This is a genomic window from Spirillospora sp. CA-128828 (assembly GCF_050945415.1).
In the GTDB taxonomy this organism is placed as follows: domain Bacteria; phylum Actinomycetota; class Actinomycetes; order Streptosporangiales; family Streptosporangiaceae; genus Spirillospora.
On the sequence record NZ_CP191986.1, the window covers coordinates 7,425,548 to 7,444,675 of the forward strand.

Genomic DNA, 19,128 nt, shown 5'->3' on the forward strand with positions numbered 1-19,128 from the left:
CACAGCCGTGTTACTATCCACTCTTACTAGCACAGCCGTACTACTACCACTCGGTGGAGGAAGCCATGCCGGTGACACGGCGACCATCGCCCCGGAACGCCCGCCGCCCCGCCGCGCGGCCCATGCGCGAACGCGCCGTCCAGCTCACCCTCCTCGGCTGGCTGCTCGCCAACGCCGTCGTCCTCGTGGTGGGCGGCCGCACCCTCCCGTTCGACTGGCCGGGCACGGCCGTCGCCGGGCAACTCGTCGAGTTCGCCGCGCGGGCGTTGGAGGCCCTGCTGATCATTGCGCTGGCGTACGCGCTGACCCGTCGGCGCGTCGTCCCCGACGTCGCCGAGCGTGCCCCGGCCGAACGCGCGCGAGCGATGCGCGAGACGCTCCTCCTGCTGTCCTACGGCGCGGCCGGGCTCCTCGGCGGCTACTTCCTGGCCCGGGCGTTCGGCTGGCACCCCTTCGGGTTCCACCTCGCCGGATCGGTCGTCGGAACGCACGAGCACGTGACACCGGCCGAGGCCGTCACCTGGGCCTGCTACAACCTGCTGGTCTACGCGACCGTGCCCCTTGTGTACTTCCGCCGCCGCTACTCCGCCACGGCCCTGAACCTGACCTCCACCGACCGTCGCGCGGACGCAAGACTGATCGGCATTGTGCTCCTGGTCGAGTCGGCGGTGCAGTTCGCCGCGCTGCGGCCGGCAATCGTCGACATGACCGGCCCGCAGTTGCTGTTCGGCGTGCCACTCACATTCGTGCTCTTCCTCGCGGGAGCGGTGTTGCCGGCGATGGTCTTCATCTACTGCGTCCTGGTGCCGCGTTTCCTGCGCCTGACCGGCTCGGTCGCGACGACCACCGTTCTGGGCGGGCTCACGTACGCGGCAATGCATTTCTGGGACGCCTGGATGGTCTTCTCTTCACCCCGCGACGCACTTCTCTCCCTCATCTTCCTGCTTCTGCTGTACGTGCCACCGGGAATGGTGAAGACGACCCTGACCCTTCGCACCGGAAACGCCTGGGTGCATGTCTGGGCCTACCACGCACTGGTGCCGCACACCCTCATCGACACCCCGCACATCACCCACGTCTTCGGAATCAAGTGATCCGAGGGCGAAATCGGCAGCCCCAGCGACCTGTTCAACGTGCGGGACCAAGCACGCATGCCCCGCCGTCTCGGTGGTGATACAACACCCGGTGGCCGCGGTCCCGAGACCCCCGTAGAACACCAGCCGTTCGCGTGACGGAAGGTGCGAAGCCGTCGAACGGCCCGCCTGGGCGTGTCGCCGTGACGTTCCGGCTTGGGTCGCTGGTGCGCCACGATCGCGTCCTCGATCAACCAGTTCGTGCAGCGCGAACTGCTCCGCCAGCGACCACAGTGTGCGGCGTGGTCGGCTGCTGCGGTTGGTGAGATCTCGTTCAGACCAGAGCGGGTGTCGGGTTGCCGTCCGGGTTGCGGCGCTGGCGTGCGGTCTGCACGAGTTGAACGAGCAGGCGCGCAAGGAGGGCTTCAAGGGCCGCGACGAGCGCCTTGGCGAGGATGCTGGCGAGGATGTCGGACATCGGGAGTCTCCGATAGGAAGGCGGAACATGCCGTTTTGTCCGTTATGCCAGTTCATGGCCTCCCCCCAGGAACATGCACTTGGCGGTGAGGTGAACATTTGCTCATTACCGGTTCACGTCCCTTGCGGGCGGGTGCCGGTGGTCGGCGACCGGGTGAGCAGGATCGCCGGCAGCGCGAACGTGCCCGCCGATCCGAGGGCGATGGCCCAGCCGTGGAGAAGCAGCGGCGGGGAGCTGAGGAAGTGGCTCAGGCCCGGTGTCTGCACGACGGCGTTCCTTCCACGGGCTCGGGGAGGAGGTCGGTGAGCAGTTGTTCCCATTGCCGGGCGATGGCGGCAATGTCATAGCGGGCGGCGGTCTGGTGCGCGGCCGCGCCCATGACCTGGCGTCTGGCGGGGTCGGTGATGAGTTCACAGAGCGCGTCGGCCAGGGCGTCGGTGTCGCCCGGTGGTACGAGCAGTCCGTCGCGGCCGTGGGTGATGATCTCGCCGGGGCCCTGGGGGCATGCGAAGCTGACGACCGGGACGCCGGAGGCGAAGGCTTCGATGATGGTCATGCCGAAGCCCTCGAAGGAAGAGGACAGCGCGACGATGGAGGCCTCGGCGAAGGCCGCGTGGATATCGCCGGTCCGGCCCATGAACGCGACGTTGTCGCCCAGGTGGTGGCCGGCGGCGACGGCACGCAGTTTCTCGAGTTCGGGTCCGCTCCCGTACAGGCGCAAGATCCAGTCCGGGTAGGCCGCGTGGACTTTGGCGAAGGCGGTGATGAGCCGTTCGTAGTGTTTGACCTTGGCCATCCGGCCGGCCGCGGCGATCACGGGCGCGTCCAGGCGGGAGGTGCGCTTGGCGCCGGCGGGTAGCGCGTTGGGGATGACCTGCAGGCGGGTGGGCGACGGGGTGAGGAAGTCGGTGTAGGCGCGCCGGTCGGCTTCGGTGAGCGTCACCAGCGCGTCCAGCCGTGGATACCAGCGGCCTATGTGTTCCTTCAATTCCGGGCGGTGCGCGTCCAGGTGAAGGTGTTCTTGGCCGACCACGACGACATCGCGTGGGGCGAAGCGTGCGGCCGGCAGGTTGAACGTCGGCCGGGTGGTGATCAGCACATCGGTGTCAAGTCCGCGCAGCGCCCGCCACATCTGATGGTCCCCGCGCAGCGTGACCTGCGACCATGCCGGATCGCTGCGCGGTACCAGCCGGCTGTTATGCCTTCCGAGGCTCGCCTGGAGGCGTCCCGGACGCACTCCCTCACGCAGATCCACCAGCGTGCGAACGCCGATGCGCTCGTCAATGGGGAAGAACGGGTCAGCGCGCCGCCGGTGCAAGGTGATGATCTCGATGTCGTGACGGTCCGCGAGGTGGTTGGCGAGGGTGACGGTGGCGCGGATCGTGCCGCCCATACCGTGCGCCGCCTTGAGAAGGAACGTGATCTTCACAGCCCGCAGCTCCGTCGGGGGGTGGGTCGTGGCGAGTCGCCCGCGTCGAGTCGCAGGCCCTGGATGCTCGCCGCCAGTGCCAGCGGAATCGCCGTCGTGAACGCCAGCGCCGGGATCGTCACGCCGGAGTCGTTGACCAGCATCCCCACCCCTGCCGTCACCAGGACGGCGGCAAGCGTGGCTCGCAGGGCAGGGGCGTGTTCACAAGCCGTGTGCAGCATGGCCGCACGCCTTGCGAGCGGCCGCAGCAGCGCGAGGAAGAGGAAGCCGACGGACGCCACCGTGATGAGAACGAGTTTCAGGTTGTCGAAGCTGGCCTGCATCGCATGGAACTTGCGCATGATGACGGTCCCGCCGCCTCCGCTCGTGAGGCTTTTCCAGAACTCGCCGATGTGGGTCGGATCCGAACGAAGGGAATCCAGGAAAGACGCGCCCAGCACGATCACCGCCCCGAACGTCAGCAAGGCGAGGAGCCGCGAAAGTCGGATTCGCTGCCCGCTCACCATCAACGCGTACATGACGAACCCGGGGCAGGTCGCGATGATGCCGCCGAAGTCGGCCCCCCACATCGGGGCGCCGTTGATCGCCAGTGCTACGAGCCCGGCGGTGGCGACCAGTGCGATCGCCGGGAGGCGGCGGTCGCGAGAGGTGCGCAGCAGACGGTCTGCCACCGCGCCGGTAGCGATGATGACGCCGGTTATCCAAAGCGCCCACGCGATGTTGCCGAAACCGTAGAAGCGGCCGCCGATGAGCGGTGTGTAGCCGAGCATGCTGCAGGTTTGCAGGTGACTGCCGGCCATCACGTCGAGGGTAAGGACCAGCGCGGTCACGCCGGCGACGATCGCGCCGGACCCGGTCACGGACCGGCGCCACGGACCGGCCGCCGCCGTCGCCGTGATCACGGCGACGGCGGCGAGCATCGTCAGCACCAGCACTGTGGCCGGGTGGGCTCCCGACCACCACGGAACCAGGTTGGCCAGGTAGGTCGTCACTGGAAGGGACGCAGTGGCCAGTGTCAGGATCCTGGTCACCGCGAGCGCTCGCGGTGACTTGCGACGGAGCGCCATAGCGGCGAAGGCGTACAACGCGATCTGCACGATGACGAATGTGAGAAAGAAGGGGCGGGCCAGGCGCCGGTATGTAAGCGCGGCCACGTCCTTGTCGTTCAGTGTGTGCACGACGCGGCGGGTAGACGCCGCCTGGACTCCAGCGTCGTGCCAGGGCGAGCCCACCATGCCCGTGGGCTGTTCGATGTGCAGGATATGCAGGATCGTTGAGGTGACATCGGTGAGCGTGACCAGGCCGCGGGCGCGGGTCGAGTGAGCGGTCAGGTAGCGGAAGCCGAATCCGGGGCCGACCGCGAGGGCGACATGGAGGTGAGCGCCGCTCCTGTCGTCGGACATCCCGGCCAACAGCACGGTGGCGCCCGGCGGCACCGACTCCAGAATACGGCCGACCTGGTCGTCGGCGCGTTCGACCGCCGCAGCGCGCCTGTCGGCGGCGACACGGGCCTCTCGGCGATCCATGTCGCCGCCGGCGTTGATGCGGGCGCGGAATATGTCGTCGACGGCGACCAACGTGAGCGCGCACCGGAACCATCCGTCGGCGGGCACCCGAGTGACCGACGGGGCGTACACGTCGACCCGCCCGGTACGGTCGGCCGCGCCGAATGCGGCGCCGGGCCCCACCGCCATGGTGCAGGCCCCTGATCGGTGCACCGCATCGCCGAGGAGCCCGATTTGGGAACCATATTTGTTGTTCGCGTTGTCGTCTCGCATCCGGCTGTAGCCCGGAACCGCGTTGTCGACCGGCGCAGGCGGCAGTCCGCAACCGTTATGACGCGGCCATGCTCGCTGCCCCGCGGACACCGTCAGCCAGCCGCCGATCGGGCAGGTGTGCGAGCCGATCGTCTTGGCCGACAGCGCGGCCGTCGATCCACGGCCGGTCAGCTTCCACAGGTTGGGGGTGCCGCTTTCGCGGACGTCGCTCCATCGCAGACCCGGGACGCCGACCAGGACAACACGCCCCTTCGTCACCGTTGCCTGCCCGGCGGACGCCATCGCGGGCAAGAAGCCCAGCAGCGCGGCCGTGCACATCACCAAAGCGGCCACGACCGTGCTCACCCGGCGACAGGACGCCGACGGAGACTGTGCCCTCTCCGCCATCTCATTCATTCTTCGGCCTCTCGGGATCGGATCAGGACATCCGTTGTTGCCCAGCCGACCGCGAACGGTTCCCACCGGATCCGATCCCGTACCACCGGAATCCCTCGCTCTGTGTGAGGTAGGTCACGGGAACTTGATCGTTCGGACGGACAGTCCGTGCATGTGGAGATGAATACGCCGCGCGGCCAGGCGGCATGACGGCGCACTGGCGCGGCTTCCGAAGGCCGATGTGGTGCCGGACTTCGCCGACGAGGTGACGGCCCGTGTCGATGATCGCCGGCGGCTCGCCCAGGTGCGTACGGCGCTGGCGGCGCTGCGCAAGCCCGAGCGCGAGGTACTGGCGCTGTGCGTCTGGTCCGGGCCAGACGGACGCCGGCGGGTACTGGCGCCTACTGGTACGTCAAGACCATGTACACCAACCCCAAGGGCGGCGCCCGCACCTCGCTGGAGAGCTAGACCCGGCGCGATGGCCGAGTCTGGTGGAAGCGGGCAAAGACCCGGGACAAGGTGGTCGAACTCGCCCAGCCCGCGCCGTTCCGGCTGGGCGGCCCCCCGGTGAGCTTCGAGCAGCTCCAGAAGCTGCCAGCCGAGCCGGAGGCGCTGAAGGCATGGATCACCGACGCTCTTCTTCATCTCCGCCGACGGTGCGGCGGTCTCGGTCCCGGGCGGCGCCACGATCGCCGCCCAGTCCAGGGTCACATGGCTTCGGTGGGTGGTCTCGTGGTCGAGTTGGTCCAGCGCTTGTTGGTGTCGTTGACGCCTCTCTCGACGGAGGTGAGCTCCACCTTGAACGGGATGCCGGGGCGGCCGCCGACCTTGACCAGGAACCTGCCGCGGCCCGGAGGTTCGCTGTCCTTTTTGAGATCGGGATTCCAGGACGGCGGCGACGACCAGTCGACGATCATGCGTTCCTCGATGGAGGACATCCGCACCACCTCGTTCACCATCGCCATCTCCGCCTGGGGCAGCCCGCCGCAGATCACCATGCCCGCGCGTTCGGCGAAGCCCTTGGCCTTGAGCCGGTCGGCCTGGTCGCTCAGCGACAGCAGGTCGGCCATCGTGTGCGTGATCATCACCTGCCCCGCGCCGCGCTGCCGGTTGAGGCGGGTGAGAGCGTCGACCCGGTCCACCAGGCCGCGCCCGGACCGCAGCACCCGCCACAACTCGTCGAGGACGACGAAGAAGTGCCGCTGCGGTTCGAGGCCCTCGTCGGCCAGCGCGTGCGCGGCCTCGATCGCGCCGAACCCGTCCGACCAGCACGCCAGCAGGACGGCGGCCTGCAACTCGGCGTCGGCGTCGTCGATCCCGCTGATGTCGATGCAGACGCCCCCCGGGTTGTCCAGCTCGATCGCGGTGGTGGTCTGGTGTGCGAACGTCTCGCCCATCGGCCCGTCCAGCACCCCGAGCAGCGAGGCGTGCAACGGGTCGACGGCCGCGCGGTACCGCGCCTCGTCGCCGCGCGCCAGGGTCACCGCGCGAAGCCGTTCCGGCCCGTCATCGATCACCTTGATCAGGTCGGGCAGGACGGGCACGCCGGGGTGGCGCTCGTCCAGCACCCGCAGCGCCGCGTTGAGAACGGTGCGCTCGGTGTCGGCGATCGGCCCCCCGCGCAGCAGCGTGAGCAGCGCGGCGACCATGTTCAGCCGGCGGCCGTGCGCGTCGGCGATCAGCTTGGCCCGCGCCTGCTCCGGAAGCCTGGCCGCGACCGCGGCCGTCGCACCGGGGTCGAGCACGTTCAGCGATCCCAGCCCGCGGCCGAGCTTGATGATCTGCCCGCCCATCGCCCGGATCAGATCGACGTAGTCGGGTTTGAGGTCGCCGAGCACCATGGGGAACACTCCCTGCCCGACCAGCCCCAGCACCATCCTGCGGATCAGCGTCGACTTGCCCAGCCCCGGTTTGCCCAGCACCAGCGCCGAGGGGTTGTGGATCAGATTCGCGCGCTGGAACCACGAGATCGGATCGCAGCACAGCGCCGCGCCGGTGGTCAGCTCCCGGCCGAGCGGCACCCCCACCATCGGGGTCCCCGAACCGGCCCCGAACGGCCACAGCCCGCACACCTGGACCGTGGTCCCCCGCCATTCCGAAGGCATCTCCACAAAGGAGGCCCGCCCCCCGCCCCGGCGGGTGAACCCCCTGAACCCAGGCTTGAGCTCGGGCTTGCCCTTCTTCTTGTCCTTCTTTCCCTTCCCGCCGTCCGCGGCAGGGGGCCCGCCGGCCGCGCCGCCGAGGACTGATTCCGGAGGGCCGTTCACAGGGACTCCCTCACCAGCGCGGGAACCTGAAGGTGGTCGGGAAGGACGATCCCCAGTGGAAGGGCGGCCGCGAACGCCGACGCCTGCGACCCGTACATCTGCCGCAACCGCAGCCGCGCGGGGCCCGAGAGAGTGTCGACGGCGGCCGCCGCCACCGGGAGCTCTTCGGCCGAGCGGACGGTGGCGGTGACGAGAACGGTGAACCGGACCAATCCGGCTCCCCGGGCCTCTTCGAGAGCCGACTGGTCGCTCTTGATGACGTCGATCTCGTTCCGGGCGGCGCTGGCGGAACCGTCGAGGCGGAAACGCGAGTCCCTGCGGTCCCGTTCCACGATCCGGGCCGCGGAGGCCGGATCGTGCGGCCGGTAGAGGAAGCTGACGCGTTTACGGGCGATGTCGTGGTGCGGGGCCACCAGCCCGGTCATCACGCTGGACAGCACCTCGCCCCGCGGCGCCTCCGACATGCCCCAGGTGATGGAACAGCCGCTGTCGTGGACGTAGTGATCCCATGATTCCTGCGCGGCGACCGGCCCGGCGTCCTCCCAGCGCGTCTCCTGGTCCTCGGCGGCCTCCAGGAGCGACTGCGCGTCCGGGTCGTAGGCGATCCGCACGGCGCGGGCGAGTTCCTTCGCGGTCAACGGCCGCGCGGATCCGGCGCCGGTCATCGTCAACCCCGAGATCAACCCGGGGATGCGCATCCCGATCTCCCGCACCATGGCGTCCTGGTCACGGCGCTTGCCTCCGAGTTGCGGCAGGGACGCATAGGTGACCGCGATACGGGTGGAGACCCGCGCGCTGCCCACCGGGTAGTTCCAGACGATCTCGTCCAGAGCCTGCCGGGCCAGCTCGGGCGCGTTCGGATCGGCGTTGGAGTAGATCTCCTCCCGGAGGCGGGTTCCGGTGTCGGGGGCCGTTTCGATGGTCACGCTCGCGGCGACCAGCCCCGGTTCGTAGCTCAGCGAGGCCAGCCACTGCCCCCAGTGGGAGACCCACGTGTCGACCTGGCTCTGGTCGACCAGCGCCGCCCCCTCGGCGTTGCATTCGAACACCACGGTGTAGTGCCTCGTGGACGGGATCACGATCAGGGCGAACGGGCGCCCGTAGGAGTCACGGCCCTCCACCAGACGGGACTGGGCGAGCAGCCCCGGAAGCCGGCACGAGCCGTGCGGGACGACGCTCAACGGTCCCGAACGGTAGAGGTGCCATCCCTGGGAGCGGCCCGACCACCAGGTCAGCCGGGCCGTGAGCGACTGGAGGGCGGTCCGCCCATGCGCGTCCTGGATGATCAGCGGCAGCATGACCAATCCCAGCACCACGGCACCGAGCAGGCTCGCCACCAGCGACATCATCGCCATCAGGGTGATGACGATCAACCCGACCATGAGGATCAGCGTGCCGGCCAGTCCCAGCCGCCCGATTCCCGGGGTGACCGGCTTCCGCCAGTTCCCGTACGTGGGTTCACGATAGTCGGACGCCATGCCGGCTCCACCTCAATCCTTTCGGCCTACGTACTGCCACTTGGTCCATCCGTACCGTTGTTACCGCCGCCTGGGTCACCGCTCAGGGGCGGAGGTGTACGCCCGGTGCCTCCCCCGGAGGAGAAATCAGGCTCGGGGGGCCGGTAGCTGGGCACCTCGCTGCCGCTACCTCCGATGGATGAGAAATCAGGCTCGGGAACCTCGAAGCCGGATCCCGAGGGAACAGCGGAAGAAAGGTCGGAACCCGAGGGCCCCTCCGAGCCTCCGCCACCGCTCTCGCGCGCACCGCCGCCCGAGCCGTTCCCTGACCCCGCGCCGTTCCCTGACCCCGCGCCGCCCGGGCCGTTGCCCGACCCAGCGCCGCTGCCCGCGCCGTTCCCCGTTCCATTGCCTGAGCCGTTGCCTGAGCCGCCGCCCGCGCCACCTCCCAAGCCGCCGCCCGGCCACGCGCCGCCGCCCGGGCCTCCACCCGGTCCGCGGCTCGGCACGGGAGTCGACGCACCGCCGCCGCCCCCCAGCAGGCCCGTGAAAAGACCGGTCGCCGTCCTGCGGACGGTCACAGCGGTACCACCGAACGTGAAGTGACCGACCTGGCGGATGCCGAAGAAGCTGTTGGCCTCCTCGGCCGCGGGCATCACGGCGCGCAGCGTCGCCGGCAGGGCGAACACCGACCCGGCGGCGAGGGCCAGGCCGAAAAGGCGGTCGGCCTCATATTCCGACGACATCAGCTTCAGGGCCCCGCCGTCGATCACCGCGATAACCGGCTTGACCACTATGAACGCGACCAGCAGGCCGACGCATCGTTTGTAGGCGGCATTTCCATAGGAGGTGAACCTGGCCGCGGCAACGGTCGGCAGAATCCCGACCAGGATGATCAGGGCACCGCTCCGAAAAAGCATCAACACGAACTGGATCGCGGAGGAGAGCGCCGCGGCAAGGGCAAAGAAGGCGAGGATGAAGGACGTGTCGTCCTTGTTGCCCCCGAGCAGATCGATGCCGTTCTTCCAGTTCGCTATCCAGGCATCGTCCTTCGGGCTCATGCCCGTGACGATCCAGTCGGAGAACCTGTCCCCGGCAATGTTCAGCAGATTGACCAACGTCGCCAGCGTCAGGACGATGACGGCCAGTTCGAAGAACTGGGACATCGCCTGCCGGAAAGGTTCGCCCTTACGTTGGACTGCGATCCGGAAGGCCGCGACGAGGAAACCGGCGAACGCCATCGCAGCGGTCAGCCAGTTGGTGTACTCGCGGAGCATGTAGAGCACTCCGCCTTTTTCTCCGGTCAGTTGCACATTGAAGGCACTGTCACTCATCCACCAGGTGAGGAATGTCTGAAAACTCGACAGCGCCCAATCCAGCAGTTTGCTGACAAGCCACGCCCACGCCTCATTGAGGAGATCATCCACTAGGAACCACCTGAACAGCGCGGAACGGGAACCACGAAGTCGCTCGACTCACGCACGACGGGCCTACTTTCAGAAAGGGTCGACCAGAAGGCTGACGAAGGCGATGGCCAGCCCCGAGCCTGCCATGACGCATGCGATCATCACCCACCCCAGACCGACGGCCTGCGCTCCGAACTCGCCCTTCCTGTGTTTGAGCGCCATATTGCCACCGACCAGGATGAAGCCCAGCACGCATCCCGCCAGAGCGGTCCAGAGCAACCAGCGAAGCAATGGCTCCACCGGTTCGGTGACCCGGTCGGCTCCCTTCGCGTTGCCGCGCGGCAGCGACGCGTCGGGCCTGGCGTCTATATTCGGCTTTCTTCCGGTAGGGGGCTTGAGTGCGGTCGTCTTCTTCTCAGTATGGTCTTTGACGCACTGCTTCGGGAACATCCCGCTGCTGTGCTGCCACTGATTGCAGAACTCCTCCACTCCCCCTACGCAGTCGATCTTCTCCTGATCGGTCTTCAGATCCCAGCAGGAGTCGTTCTTCTTGTCCTCGCGCGGCCACTGAGCGCTGTTACTGGTGTTGCAGTAACCGTCCGGATCCGAATCACTTCTGCGAAGGCAGACCTTGAACTGGTATTTCGAATCCTTGGTGCGCTTGTAGCCGGGAACCCCCGCCTCATCGCACTTGCCTTTTCCGGCCGCGCGCACATGAGTCACCTCGTTGCCGTCGACAAGGACATAGCCGCGCACCAGGTGGCCGTCGTTGTTGGCGTCGCATGCTCTCACCCGACCGGTCACAGGGTCGAACTGGAGCTTGCCGCCCGGGTCGGTGTCGATGGTCTCGATGTCCTCCGTCTTGTCCCAGTCGACGGAGCTTCCCAGCGCCGTGAGGGCGACGGGCCCCGCCTGGCCCGGTCCCTGAACGGCCGGGACGGCCTCGACCGCGAGCCGCGTCGGGCCGGCGGCGAGCGGATCGGCCGGTTGGGAACGTTGCGACGGGTCCGCCGAGCGCTGCCCGCTCAGGACGACCTCGGGTGCGGGAGCGGGCAGCAGGCTGATCACGAGCAGGGCGGCGCCCAGCGCGAGGAGGGCGGCGGACAGGACGGACACGCGCCGGCACAGGGGCACCCGGCTCTGGCGGCGGCCCCTTTCGCGTGCTGTGCGGAGGTGTCGGGACGCCGGCATCAAGAGGCGAGATTTCTGACAATCAATCCCGCGCTCACGATGAGCAGGCAGCCGAATCCCACGATGAACATGCTTCCCAGGTGACTTCCCCCCTCACCTTTCTTGTGCTGGATCCCCATCCTGGCGCCGATGATGACGAAACCCGCCACACAGGCCAGAAGCCCACCCCAAGCCGCCCAGTCGAGCAGCTTTTCAAGTTTGTCCGCGAACGGCGGCGCTTCGCCCTGCCCAGGATTCGGTATGTCCCTGGCAAGGTATGCCGCATGGTCGAGCACATGGCCCGCCCACGTGATCGTCGCGTCGAGCATGAACGTCCTCCGAGATGATGCGATCGAGGTTCTGACCAGCCGTGCGCAGGCGGACGGCAATGTGGCCGGGGCTCACCGAGGTGCGTCGCATCGCGGCCGCCACTCGCATGATCGATGAGCCCCGCTCGGAAGGGGTCGCTCGCCGGTCAGGGCTGAACCGGCGAGGCGCTTCCGAGCACAGTCATGCACTTCGTACTAACGGTCCGGTAGTCAAGGTGATCGTCAAGCACCGATCGACAGAAACTCCGGTGAGATCAGGCGGCACCCGGCTCCGAGCCGGTCACCATTGTCAGGCGGGATCCATGCCGCTCATTTCGCGGACCAGGCGTGAGTAGGCAGGGGGAAGTTTCACCCTGTCCGGAGGGTCGCCGAGGCGGAAGTCCTCCACCCACGGCAGGTCCCAGAGTTGAGGCACGCCGCCGGCGATCAGATGCACGAGGTCCGCCAGCGGTTTCGGACGCCTCCCGGGAGCGTCCGCCACCACCGCCAGACCGAGCAAATGCACGCTCGGGAGGACGCCCGCGGCCCACTGCCGAAGAGCGTCCTGAGCAGCGCACAGCCCGGCCGCGTGGCTCCTGGCGACCAGCAGGACCTGAGACTGTCCCGCGGCCGCGGGTGTCGGCCAGTAGCGTCCTGCGCTCACGCTGTTGGTGATGAGAGCGGCCAGTGTGGAGGCGCCGGCTCCCCCGTGACACGAGGAGAGCCAAAGTCCTGGGGCTCGGCCGTGGTACGTGACCACCCCGAGCGTGCTCTTCGGTGCGGGTCCTTGATCCGCTGGTATGACCGCCTGCGCGGAGAACCCCCCGGTCCGGGGGCGTTCCTGCTGAGCCGGATAGGCCGATGTGCCCGGCATGTTCGGCGGAACCTCGGGACCGGTTCCCCCGCCCAGCTGGGCGCCGCTCTGTGATGCCCGCACCGCGGTGCCCACCTCCGGGAAAGTCGCGAGCGGCTCTGCTCTGGATTGCACTAGCTCTGGGCTAGCGGGATCAAAGTTACTCCTGGGACGACCGTCCGCGCGTCGTCGTTCTCGTCAACCGCCACACGCCTGGCTCCACGGCCACCGCATCCCGCGGCGGCATGTTCATCGTGCGGGCCAGGTCAGGGCCTGTCCCGGGCAAGCCGTGCCGGACCGCGCCAGGCACGCGGACCGGTCTGCGGTTCGCCGCCGATCGCTCGGCCGCACGGGCCGGGACGCACACAACCGCAGGATGCACGTTGCATCACCGTGCGTCGACCGCACTGTCTTGGTCGGCGGGTCACAGGAAGGTGGGACATGCCCGAAGAGCACGCCGATGGCCCGGCGTTCCGCCACCCAGCGGGAGAGCGGCGACGTCAGTGCCGATCTTGAAAGGCTATGTCATCAACCGTTCCAAGAATAATTTCCAATGCTGACCTTCAGCTTGGGAAAGTTCATACTCAGGACAGGCTGCATCGGGTCGGTCGCCATTGTAGGACTCATGGTCGCGGTCCTGTTCGTGGCAGTTCAGAACGTCCTCTCAAATGGCATCACCAATGTGTGCGGACCGTTGAACAACGACGGTCCGAGCCTCCTGAGTCCCGCGCCTAATCCGAGTCCCGGGACCAAGGGGCCGACCGTGGCACCGGCGGCCTACAACCGTGTTCCGGGCGGAGAACCGCTCGGCTCCGGGGCCGTGGAAAACGTCGCCGCGGCGGCCAAGGCCCCTGCGGACAGCATCCCCGCCAACTACGTCAGGCTTTACAAGGCCGCTGGACCGCAGTACGGCATTCCCTGGTATGTGCTCGCCGGAATCGGAAAGGTGGAGACCGACCACGGCCGGTCCACCCTGCCGGGCGTCCACTCCGGGGCTAACTACGCCGGTGCGGGCGGTCCGATGCAGTTCCTGCAGAGCACCTTCAACAGTTTCGCGGTCGACGGCGACGACAACGGCCGAAAGGATCGCTACAATCCGGCGGACGCGATCTTCAGTGCCGCGAACTACCTGCACGCCAGCGGGGCACCCGCCCAGACCAGAAAAGCGATCTACGCCTACAACCACTCCTGGGACTACGTGGACCTGGTGCTGTCGTGGGCCCAACGCTACGCAGGCAACGGATTCTCCCTCGCCTCGGCCAACAATGCCGGGATGTCATGCGCCTCGTTCGGCGGCGGCATCCCGTCAGCGCTCGGCCAGCGCATCATCTCCTATGCCAAGCGCTGGCTGAAAACCCCCTATGTGTGGGGCGGCGGCAATATCAATGGTCCCAGCAACGGAGGTTTCGACTGCTCGGGCCTGACCCTGTACGCGGTATACCAGGCCACCGGCGGTAAGATCCAACTGGCGCACTACACCGGAGACCAGATAAGAGATTCCCGCGGTACGAAGGTGAGCCGCTCGAATCTCCAGCCGGGCGATCTGGTCTTCTTCTCCTCCACTCCCGGAGCCGTACCGCATCACGTGGGGATTTACGTCGGCGGAAATCAGATGCTTCATGCGCCGTACACGGGCACCGTCGTCAAGGTGGGCCCGATGGACGAGAAGGAATTCAGCGGCGGCGTCCGGTTCACCGCGCCGAAGACGGTGAAGGCATGACGCGGGCACTTCCCCGGGAACACCCATCCGGACGCCGCCGTCGGCACGGCGTTCTGGCCGTCGCCGCGTTGCTGGTCGCCTCGGGCTGCGGACTGCCGCATCAGGAGAGGGCGGGCGGCGCCGCCACGTCCCCGCCTGCCGCCATTCCTTCGACTCCTCCGGCACCGACCGCCACTCCCCACGGCGGCCTCCCCGGCCCGAAGGCCGTCGACCGGCAGGACGCGTCCGCGGTGTCGCGAGCGGCCGTCCAGGTGATGTGGACCGTCGACGCGGCGACAGACCGCGGCCAGGGCGACGCCTACCGGCGAGCCCGGCCCTACCTGACTCCCCAGTACGCCGCGCGGTCGGACGCCCAGCCGGCAGGAGCCGTGCCCTCGGTCTGGCGCGACCACCGCGCCTTCGCCCGCGTCCGCCTCGCGGCCCAGACGCCCGAAGACGGGGTGCCCCCCGACAACGCCCGGACCGCGCATCGCCAGTGGGATGTCACCGTCACCCCCATCGGCCGGGACGGCTGGAAGGGGCCGTCCACCCACGCGATCGCCTTCGTCACCCTGACCCGCGACGCCGAGAACGTCTGGTGGGTCTCGGAGGTCACCACGGCATGACCCATGGACGGTCCCCGCAGCACCGGCGCCCGCCACGGCCCGGGCCCGGACGTGGCGTTCCCGCGCGTTCCACTTCCGCGACGTATGGCGTATCCCGGCACATCGGGACATCACGAATGAGGAGGCACTATGGCCGGTAACGACGACGATGACGTGTACGTGGCCATCATCGGTATCGGCCTGGTGACCGCGCTGGTGGGTGGGGCGAGCAGTTTCCTGACGTGGCTGGCGGGCCAGTTCTCCGGCCTCCTCTCGGGCGGCGGGTGGCCGGACTCCAGCCCGGCCGACTGCCTGCACGTCACCTACAACCTCGTGCGCCACCCCACCGATCCGCGCAGTGCGTGGCCGCCCGCGGCCGCGGCGGCCCTGGGGTCGGCCCCCGTCTTCTTCACCCTGCTCGCCGTGTTCCTCGTGTCGGCGGCCCTGGGCACCTATCTCCTGGCCCGGCTCCTGCTGAACTGGCGGCGTCACCGGCCCTTCCGGCGGATGCGCCTGGGGTTCGCCTCCGGCTGGGAGGTCCGCAAGCTGCTGAGCGCCCGGACCGTCCAGAGCAAGGCCGCGCAGGTCCGGCCGTCCACGCAGACCCGTCCCGCGCGCGCGGTGAAGCCCGAGGAGGTCGGGTTCTACATCGGGAGGGACATCAGGTCCCGGCGGAAGCTGTACGCGTCCTTGGAGGACACCGCGATCGTCGTCGCGGCGCCGCGGCAGGGAAAGGACGTGCACTTCGTCACGCCGTTCACCATCGACGCACCCGGCCCCTGCATCGTCACGTCCAGCCGGCGGGAGACGTTCATCAACACCGCTAAGGTGCGGGCGGAGTTCGGCGAGGTGTACGTCTTCGACCCGTACAACTGGACCGGATGGCCGAACCGGATGCGCTGGTCGCCACTGCAGGGTTGCGAGGACCCGAACGTGTGCGCGGTCCGGTCGGGGACGCTCGTCCAGTCGAGCGGTTACGAGATCGGACGGGAAGGGGGCAGCGCGCTCAGCGGCGTCATCACCATCATCCGCTGCCTGCTGCACGCCGGCGCGATCGGCAGGCTCAACTTCCGCGAGGTGATGCGCTGGGTCAACGAGGCCGACGGAGAGGAGGCGCTGGAGATCCTGCGCCAGGGGGAGCGCGAGGGGCGGACCGCCCCCGGATATCCGGGGGCGCTGGCGTTCAGCATGCGGGACGAGCGCCTGTGGTCCGGAGTGATCCAGGTGATGTCGTGCTTCTCGCAGCCCGAGGTGCTGGAGGACTGCACGCCGGACCCCGGAGAGGAGTTCGACTTCAGGAAGTTCCTCCAGGGCCGGAACACCCTCTACTTCGTCTCCAAGAAGCAGAGCGACTGGGGAGGCATCGCCCCCGTCGTCACGACCATCATCGAGCAGTACTTCCGCAGCGCGCGCGGCACGGCGATGAAGAACCCGAGCGGTCGCCTCGACCCGCCGCTGACGATCGAGCTGAACCAGGTGGCCGACATCTGCCCCCTCGGCGGCCTGGCCACCTACATGGGAGAGTCCGGCGGTTACTCCATCAGCCTGCACGTCTACCTGACATCCCTGGCGGAGGCTCGCCGGGTGTGGGGCTCGGACGGTGCCGCCTCCCTGTGGGACAATGCCACGGTCAAGATCATCTCGGGTGGTTCCGGTACGGCCAAGGACCTCTCCGACCTCTCCGACCTCGTGGGCAGGCACGACGGGAGGCACATCCTCAGCCCCGAAGAGCTGCGGACCATGCCCTTCGGCCGTGCCGCCGTCGTCGCCGGCACCGCCCGTCCCGTCGAAATGTGGCTCACCCCCTGGTGGAAGCGCAAGGATCGGGACGCCATCGCGAGAGGTAAGGCGGCGGCCGAAGCGATGATTCACAAAATGAACGCGGGTCAGCAGGCTGAGACCGACACGACCCACGACGCGGCGGCCGTGCCGGACGGCAATGACGAGGATTCATCGGCCATCGTCTGGTGAGAGGGCTGATCGACCGGCGGATCGGGGCGCGCGACCGGGTCGCACCCTGACGGCATGCGCGTACGTGGAGAAAGAATGGGCAATTCGCTCAAGAGGTCAGCGAGGAGAGTCTCTGTGCCGACGTCCGACCATCTCGGCCTGAACCGGTCCGCCGAGGACCGAGGCCGCGGGCACCTGCATCAGGCGGCCCGGTCCCGGCGGCTCCGCTAGGTGGGCTCCGATGTGACGGTCACCGCACCGAACGTGATCGTGGCAGGGCACCCGGACCTCTCGCGGAGGCTGCGGGCGACCAAACGCTTTCCGGCCGTGTTCGATGTCGCCTCCGCCAGCGAGCTTCGGGACCTGTCCAAGAGTGGCGAGGTCCGTTCCCCGGCGGCGTTCCTGTTCGCGCCGGACTTCGACGAGGACCTTCCCGACGGCGGTGTCTCCCCCCAGGCCAACAGGCTGGCGGCGCGCGGCCATACTGTGATCGTCCACGGTCACTACACCAGGCGCGGCGACGTCTTCGACCCGGAAGTGATCGCGACGGCCAAGCCGCTGACTCTGGCGGAGCTGCTGGAGCTGCTCGTCGTCGCCCGGCCGGCCGCTCAGCCCGGACCGCCGCCGGTCCCCGCCGCGACGATGTCCACCCGGCCGGCCGACGAACCCCCGTCGGGGCTCCGGGCCGGCGGCGGCGAACCGCCCTCCGGAGCCGGCAGCGGCGTCGCCCGCGCCGGTGACTCGCCGGGTCTGATACCGGGGTACGGCGAGTTGACGATCGTCCATCGCGGCACCGGCTCGGTGACCTACCGTGCCGTGCACGAGGAGTCCGGCACCGTGGTCGCCGTCAGAGTGCGGCTCGACGGTTCCGACACCCCGATGGAGGAACTCGCCGCCCTCGAACGCGCCTCCCGCAACGATCACATGGTGAGCGCGCTGGAGAGCGGCCGCACCACGGCCGGGCAGCGGTACACGGCGTCCGAGTACTGCCCCGGCGGCGCTCACGTGCCGGAGCCGCTGCCGGTCGGAGACTCGGTCGGGATCGCGATATCGATGGGCCGGGCTCTGCAGGCGCTGCACGACGAGGGTCTGGTCCACGGCGACGTCCGTCCGGGCCGGATCCTGCGTGGCGAGGCGGGACCGCTGCTCACCGGTACGGCCACCGCACGGGGGTCGGCGGCGCACGCCGCGCCGGGCGTCCTCGAGCCGGTCCCCCGGGAACGCGTTGATCCCGGGTTCGCCGCTCCGGAGGCGTTGTCCCAGCAGCCGCAGACCGCGCGGTCTGACGTGTACGGGCTCGGCGCCACCCTCTGGAGCCTGCTGGCCGGGCGTGCCCCCTTCGCAGCCGATGGGGAACTGGCCTTGGACGAATCCGCTCCCCGGGTGCCGCGTGACGACGTGCCGGAATGGCTCGGGAACGCTCTCGAAAACGCGCTGGCGCGCGAGCCCGCCGACCGGTATCCGACGGCGCGGGCGTTCGTCGATGCGCTGGAGGAAGGGCTCCAGGAGAGCCCTCCGGGGCCGCCGTTGAAGGAGGCGGCGCCGGTACCCGATCCGCTGCCGGAGCAGCAGGCGCATTTCCCAGAACCTCAGGCGCTGTTTCCGGAACCTCAGCCGTTGTTCCCCGAACGGCAGGCGCTCTTCCCGGAACGCCAGGCGCTGTTCCCCGAACGGCAGGCACAGTCCCCCGAACCCCAGGCGCTACTCCCGGAACCTCAGGCACAGTCCCCCGAACCCCAGGCGCTACTCCCCGAACCTCAGGCGCTGCTCCCCGAACCTCAGGCGCTGTTCCCGCAGCAGGAGACGGTGCCCGCAAGTTCGCGACGTCCCGGGATCGCGCTGCTGACCTTGGTGGCGCTCGTGCTCGCCGCCGTGGCGCTCGGCGCGGTCTCCCTGTGGGCGGATTCAGGAACGGCTGAGCGGCCTCGGGCGTCCGCTCCCGCCTCGCCGACGCCCACGTCCATCCCGACGGCGGTACGGCCGCAGAACAGGTACAAGCCGAGCCAGGTGCGGATCGTCGACGGCCAGATCTCGATCGAGATCAGCTGGAAGGACGCCAGCGGAGGCAAGGCCGCGTACTACGTGGTCGGCGGCCCGGCTGGGCGCGCACCCACCACTCTGGCCACCGTGCCGGCTGGGACGACGAAGGCCATGATCCTCGCCCTGAACCCGAGCGTGGAGTACTGCATGACGGTCGTCGCCGTGGTGGACGTCGACCGGGTCGCCTACGCCAAGCCCGTCTGCACCCACCGCGGCAGGCGGGGTGGCTGAGCCGCGACG

General features: G+C 68.8%; 15 protein-coding genes. 5 read left to right on the forward strand and 10 right to left on the reverse strand.

Annotated features, from left to right (window positions below):
- The first annotated feature begins 65 nt into the window (after positions 1-65).
- Positions 66-1,094: a hypothetical protein gene (locus ACQPXG_RS35725; RefSeq protein WP_433463547.1), complete on the forward strand. Its 1,029-nt coding sequence runs from the start codon at positions 66-68 to the stop codon at positions 1,092-1,094.
- Positions 1,095-1,407: 313 nt separating this feature from the next.
- On the opposite strand, the gene ACQPXG_RS35730 is transcribed toward ACQPXG_RS35725, so the two are convergent.
- The 10 genes from ACQPXG_RS35730 to ACQPXG_RS35775 form a co-directional block, all read right to left on the reverse strand.
- A complete protein-coding gene (locus tag ACQPXG_RS35730; RefSeq protein ID WP_433463548.1) occupies positions 1,408-1,551 on the reverse strand; it encodes a hypothetical protein in 144 nt (47 codons plus the stop codon).
- 113 nt (positions 1,552-1,664) lie between these two features.
- Complete coding sequence (locus ACQPXG_RS35735) at positions 1,665-1,817, reverse strand: hypothetical protein (RefSeq protein WP_433463549.1); 153 nt, start codon at positions 1,815-1,817, stop codon at positions 1,665-1,667.
- Positions 1,799-2,980 carry a glycosyltransferase family 4 protein gene (locus tag ACQPXG_RS35740; RefSeq protein ID WP_433463550.1) on the reverse strand — a complete coding sequence of 394 codons (1,182 nt, stop codon included), beginning with the start codon at positions 2,978-2,980 and terminating at the stop codon, positions 1,799-1,801. The genes ACQPXG_RS35735 and ACQPXG_RS35740 overlap by 19 nt, the downstream gene beginning before the upstream one ends.
- Positions 2,977-5,103, reverse strand: coding sequence for a hypothetical protein (locus tag ACQPXG_RS35745; RefSeq protein ID WP_433463551.1), 2,127 nt, complete (start codon positions 5,101-5,103; stop codon positions 2,977-2,979). The genes ACQPXG_RS35740 and ACQPXG_RS35745 overlap by 4 nt, the downstream gene beginning before the upstream one ends.
- A gap of 737 nt (positions 5,104-5,840) precedes the next feature.
- Positions 5,841-7,400: an ATP/GTP-binding protein gene (locus tag ACQPXG_RS35750; RefSeq protein WP_433463552.1), complete on the reverse strand. Its 1,560-nt coding sequence runs from the start codon at positions 7,398-7,400 to the stop codon at positions 5,841-5,843.
- Positions 7,397-8,878, reverse strand: a complete 1,482-nt coding sequence (locus ACQPXG_RS35755) for an SCO6880 family protein (protein WP_433463553.1) — start codon at positions 8,876-8,878, stop codon at positions 7,397-7,399. Before ACQPXG_RS35755 ends, ACQPXG_RS35750 begins: the two co-directional genes overlap by 4 nt.
- A 26-nt stretch (positions 8,879-8,904) precedes the next feature.
- Positions 8,905-10,284 carry a hypothetical protein gene (locus tag ACQPXG_RS35760; RefSeq protein ID WP_433463554.1) on the reverse strand — a complete coding sequence of 460 codons (1,380 nt, stop codon included), beginning with the start codon at positions 10,282-10,284 and terminating at the stop codon, positions 8,905-8,907.
- 69 nt (positions 10,285-10,353) lie between these two features.
- Positions 10,354-11,379, reverse strand: a complete 1,026-nt coding sequence (locus tag ACQPXG_RS35765; protein WP_433463555.1) for a hypothetical protein — start codon at positions 11,377-11,379, stop codon at positions 10,354-10,356.
- Between the two features lie 74 nt (positions 11,380-11,453).
- Positions 11,454-11,762 (reverse strand): hypothetical protein, encoded by a 309-nt coding sequence (locus tag ACQPXG_RS35770; protein WP_433463556.1) that lies wholly within the window; start codon positions 11,760-11,762, stop codon positions 11,454-11,456.
- A gap of 289 nt (positions 11,763-12,051) precedes the next feature.
- The gene (locus tag ACQPXG_RS35775) at positions 12,052-12,615 is read right to left on the reverse strand and encodes a DUF6668 family protein (RefSeq protein ID WP_433470108.1); all 564 of its coding nucleotides are present in this window, start codon (positions 12,613-12,615) and stop codon (positions 12,052-12,054) included.
- A gap of 604 nt (positions 12,616-13,219) precedes the next feature.
- On the opposite strand from ACQPXG_RS35775, the gene ACQPXG_RS35780 reads away from it, so the two are divergent.
- The 4 genes from ACQPXG_RS35780 (at position 13,220) to ACQPXG_RS35795 (ending at position 19,119) form a co-directional block, all read left to right on the forward strand.
- The gene (locus tag ACQPXG_RS35780) at positions 13,220-14,314 is read left to right on the forward strand and encodes an NlpC/P60 family protein (protein ID WP_433463557.1); all 1,095 of its coding nucleotides are present in this window, start codon (positions 13,220-13,222) and stop codon (positions 14,312-14,314) included.
- Positions 14,311-14,919, forward strand: a complete 609-nt coding sequence (locus ACQPXG_RS35785) for a hypothetical protein (protein ID WP_433463558.1) — start codon at positions 14,311-14,313, stop codon at positions 14,917-14,919. The genes ACQPXG_RS35780 and ACQPXG_RS35785 overlap by 4 nt, the downstream gene beginning before the upstream one ends.
- A gap of 129 nt (positions 14,920-15,048) precedes the next feature.
- Entirely contained in the window at positions 15,049-16,869 is a 1,821-nt protein-coding gene (locus tag ACQPXG_RS35790; RefSeq protein WP_433463559.1) for a type IV secretory system conjugative DNA transfer family protein, read from the forward strand.
- 222 nt (positions 16,870-17,091) lie between these two features.
- The gene (locus tag ACQPXG_RS35795) at positions 17,092-19,119 is read left to right on the forward strand and encodes a serine/threonine protein kinase (protein WP_433463560.1); all 2,028 of its coding nucleotides are present in this window, start codon (positions 17,092-17,094) and stop codon (positions 19,117-19,119) included.
- The last annotated feature ends 9 nt before the right edge of the window (positions 19,120-19,128 follow it).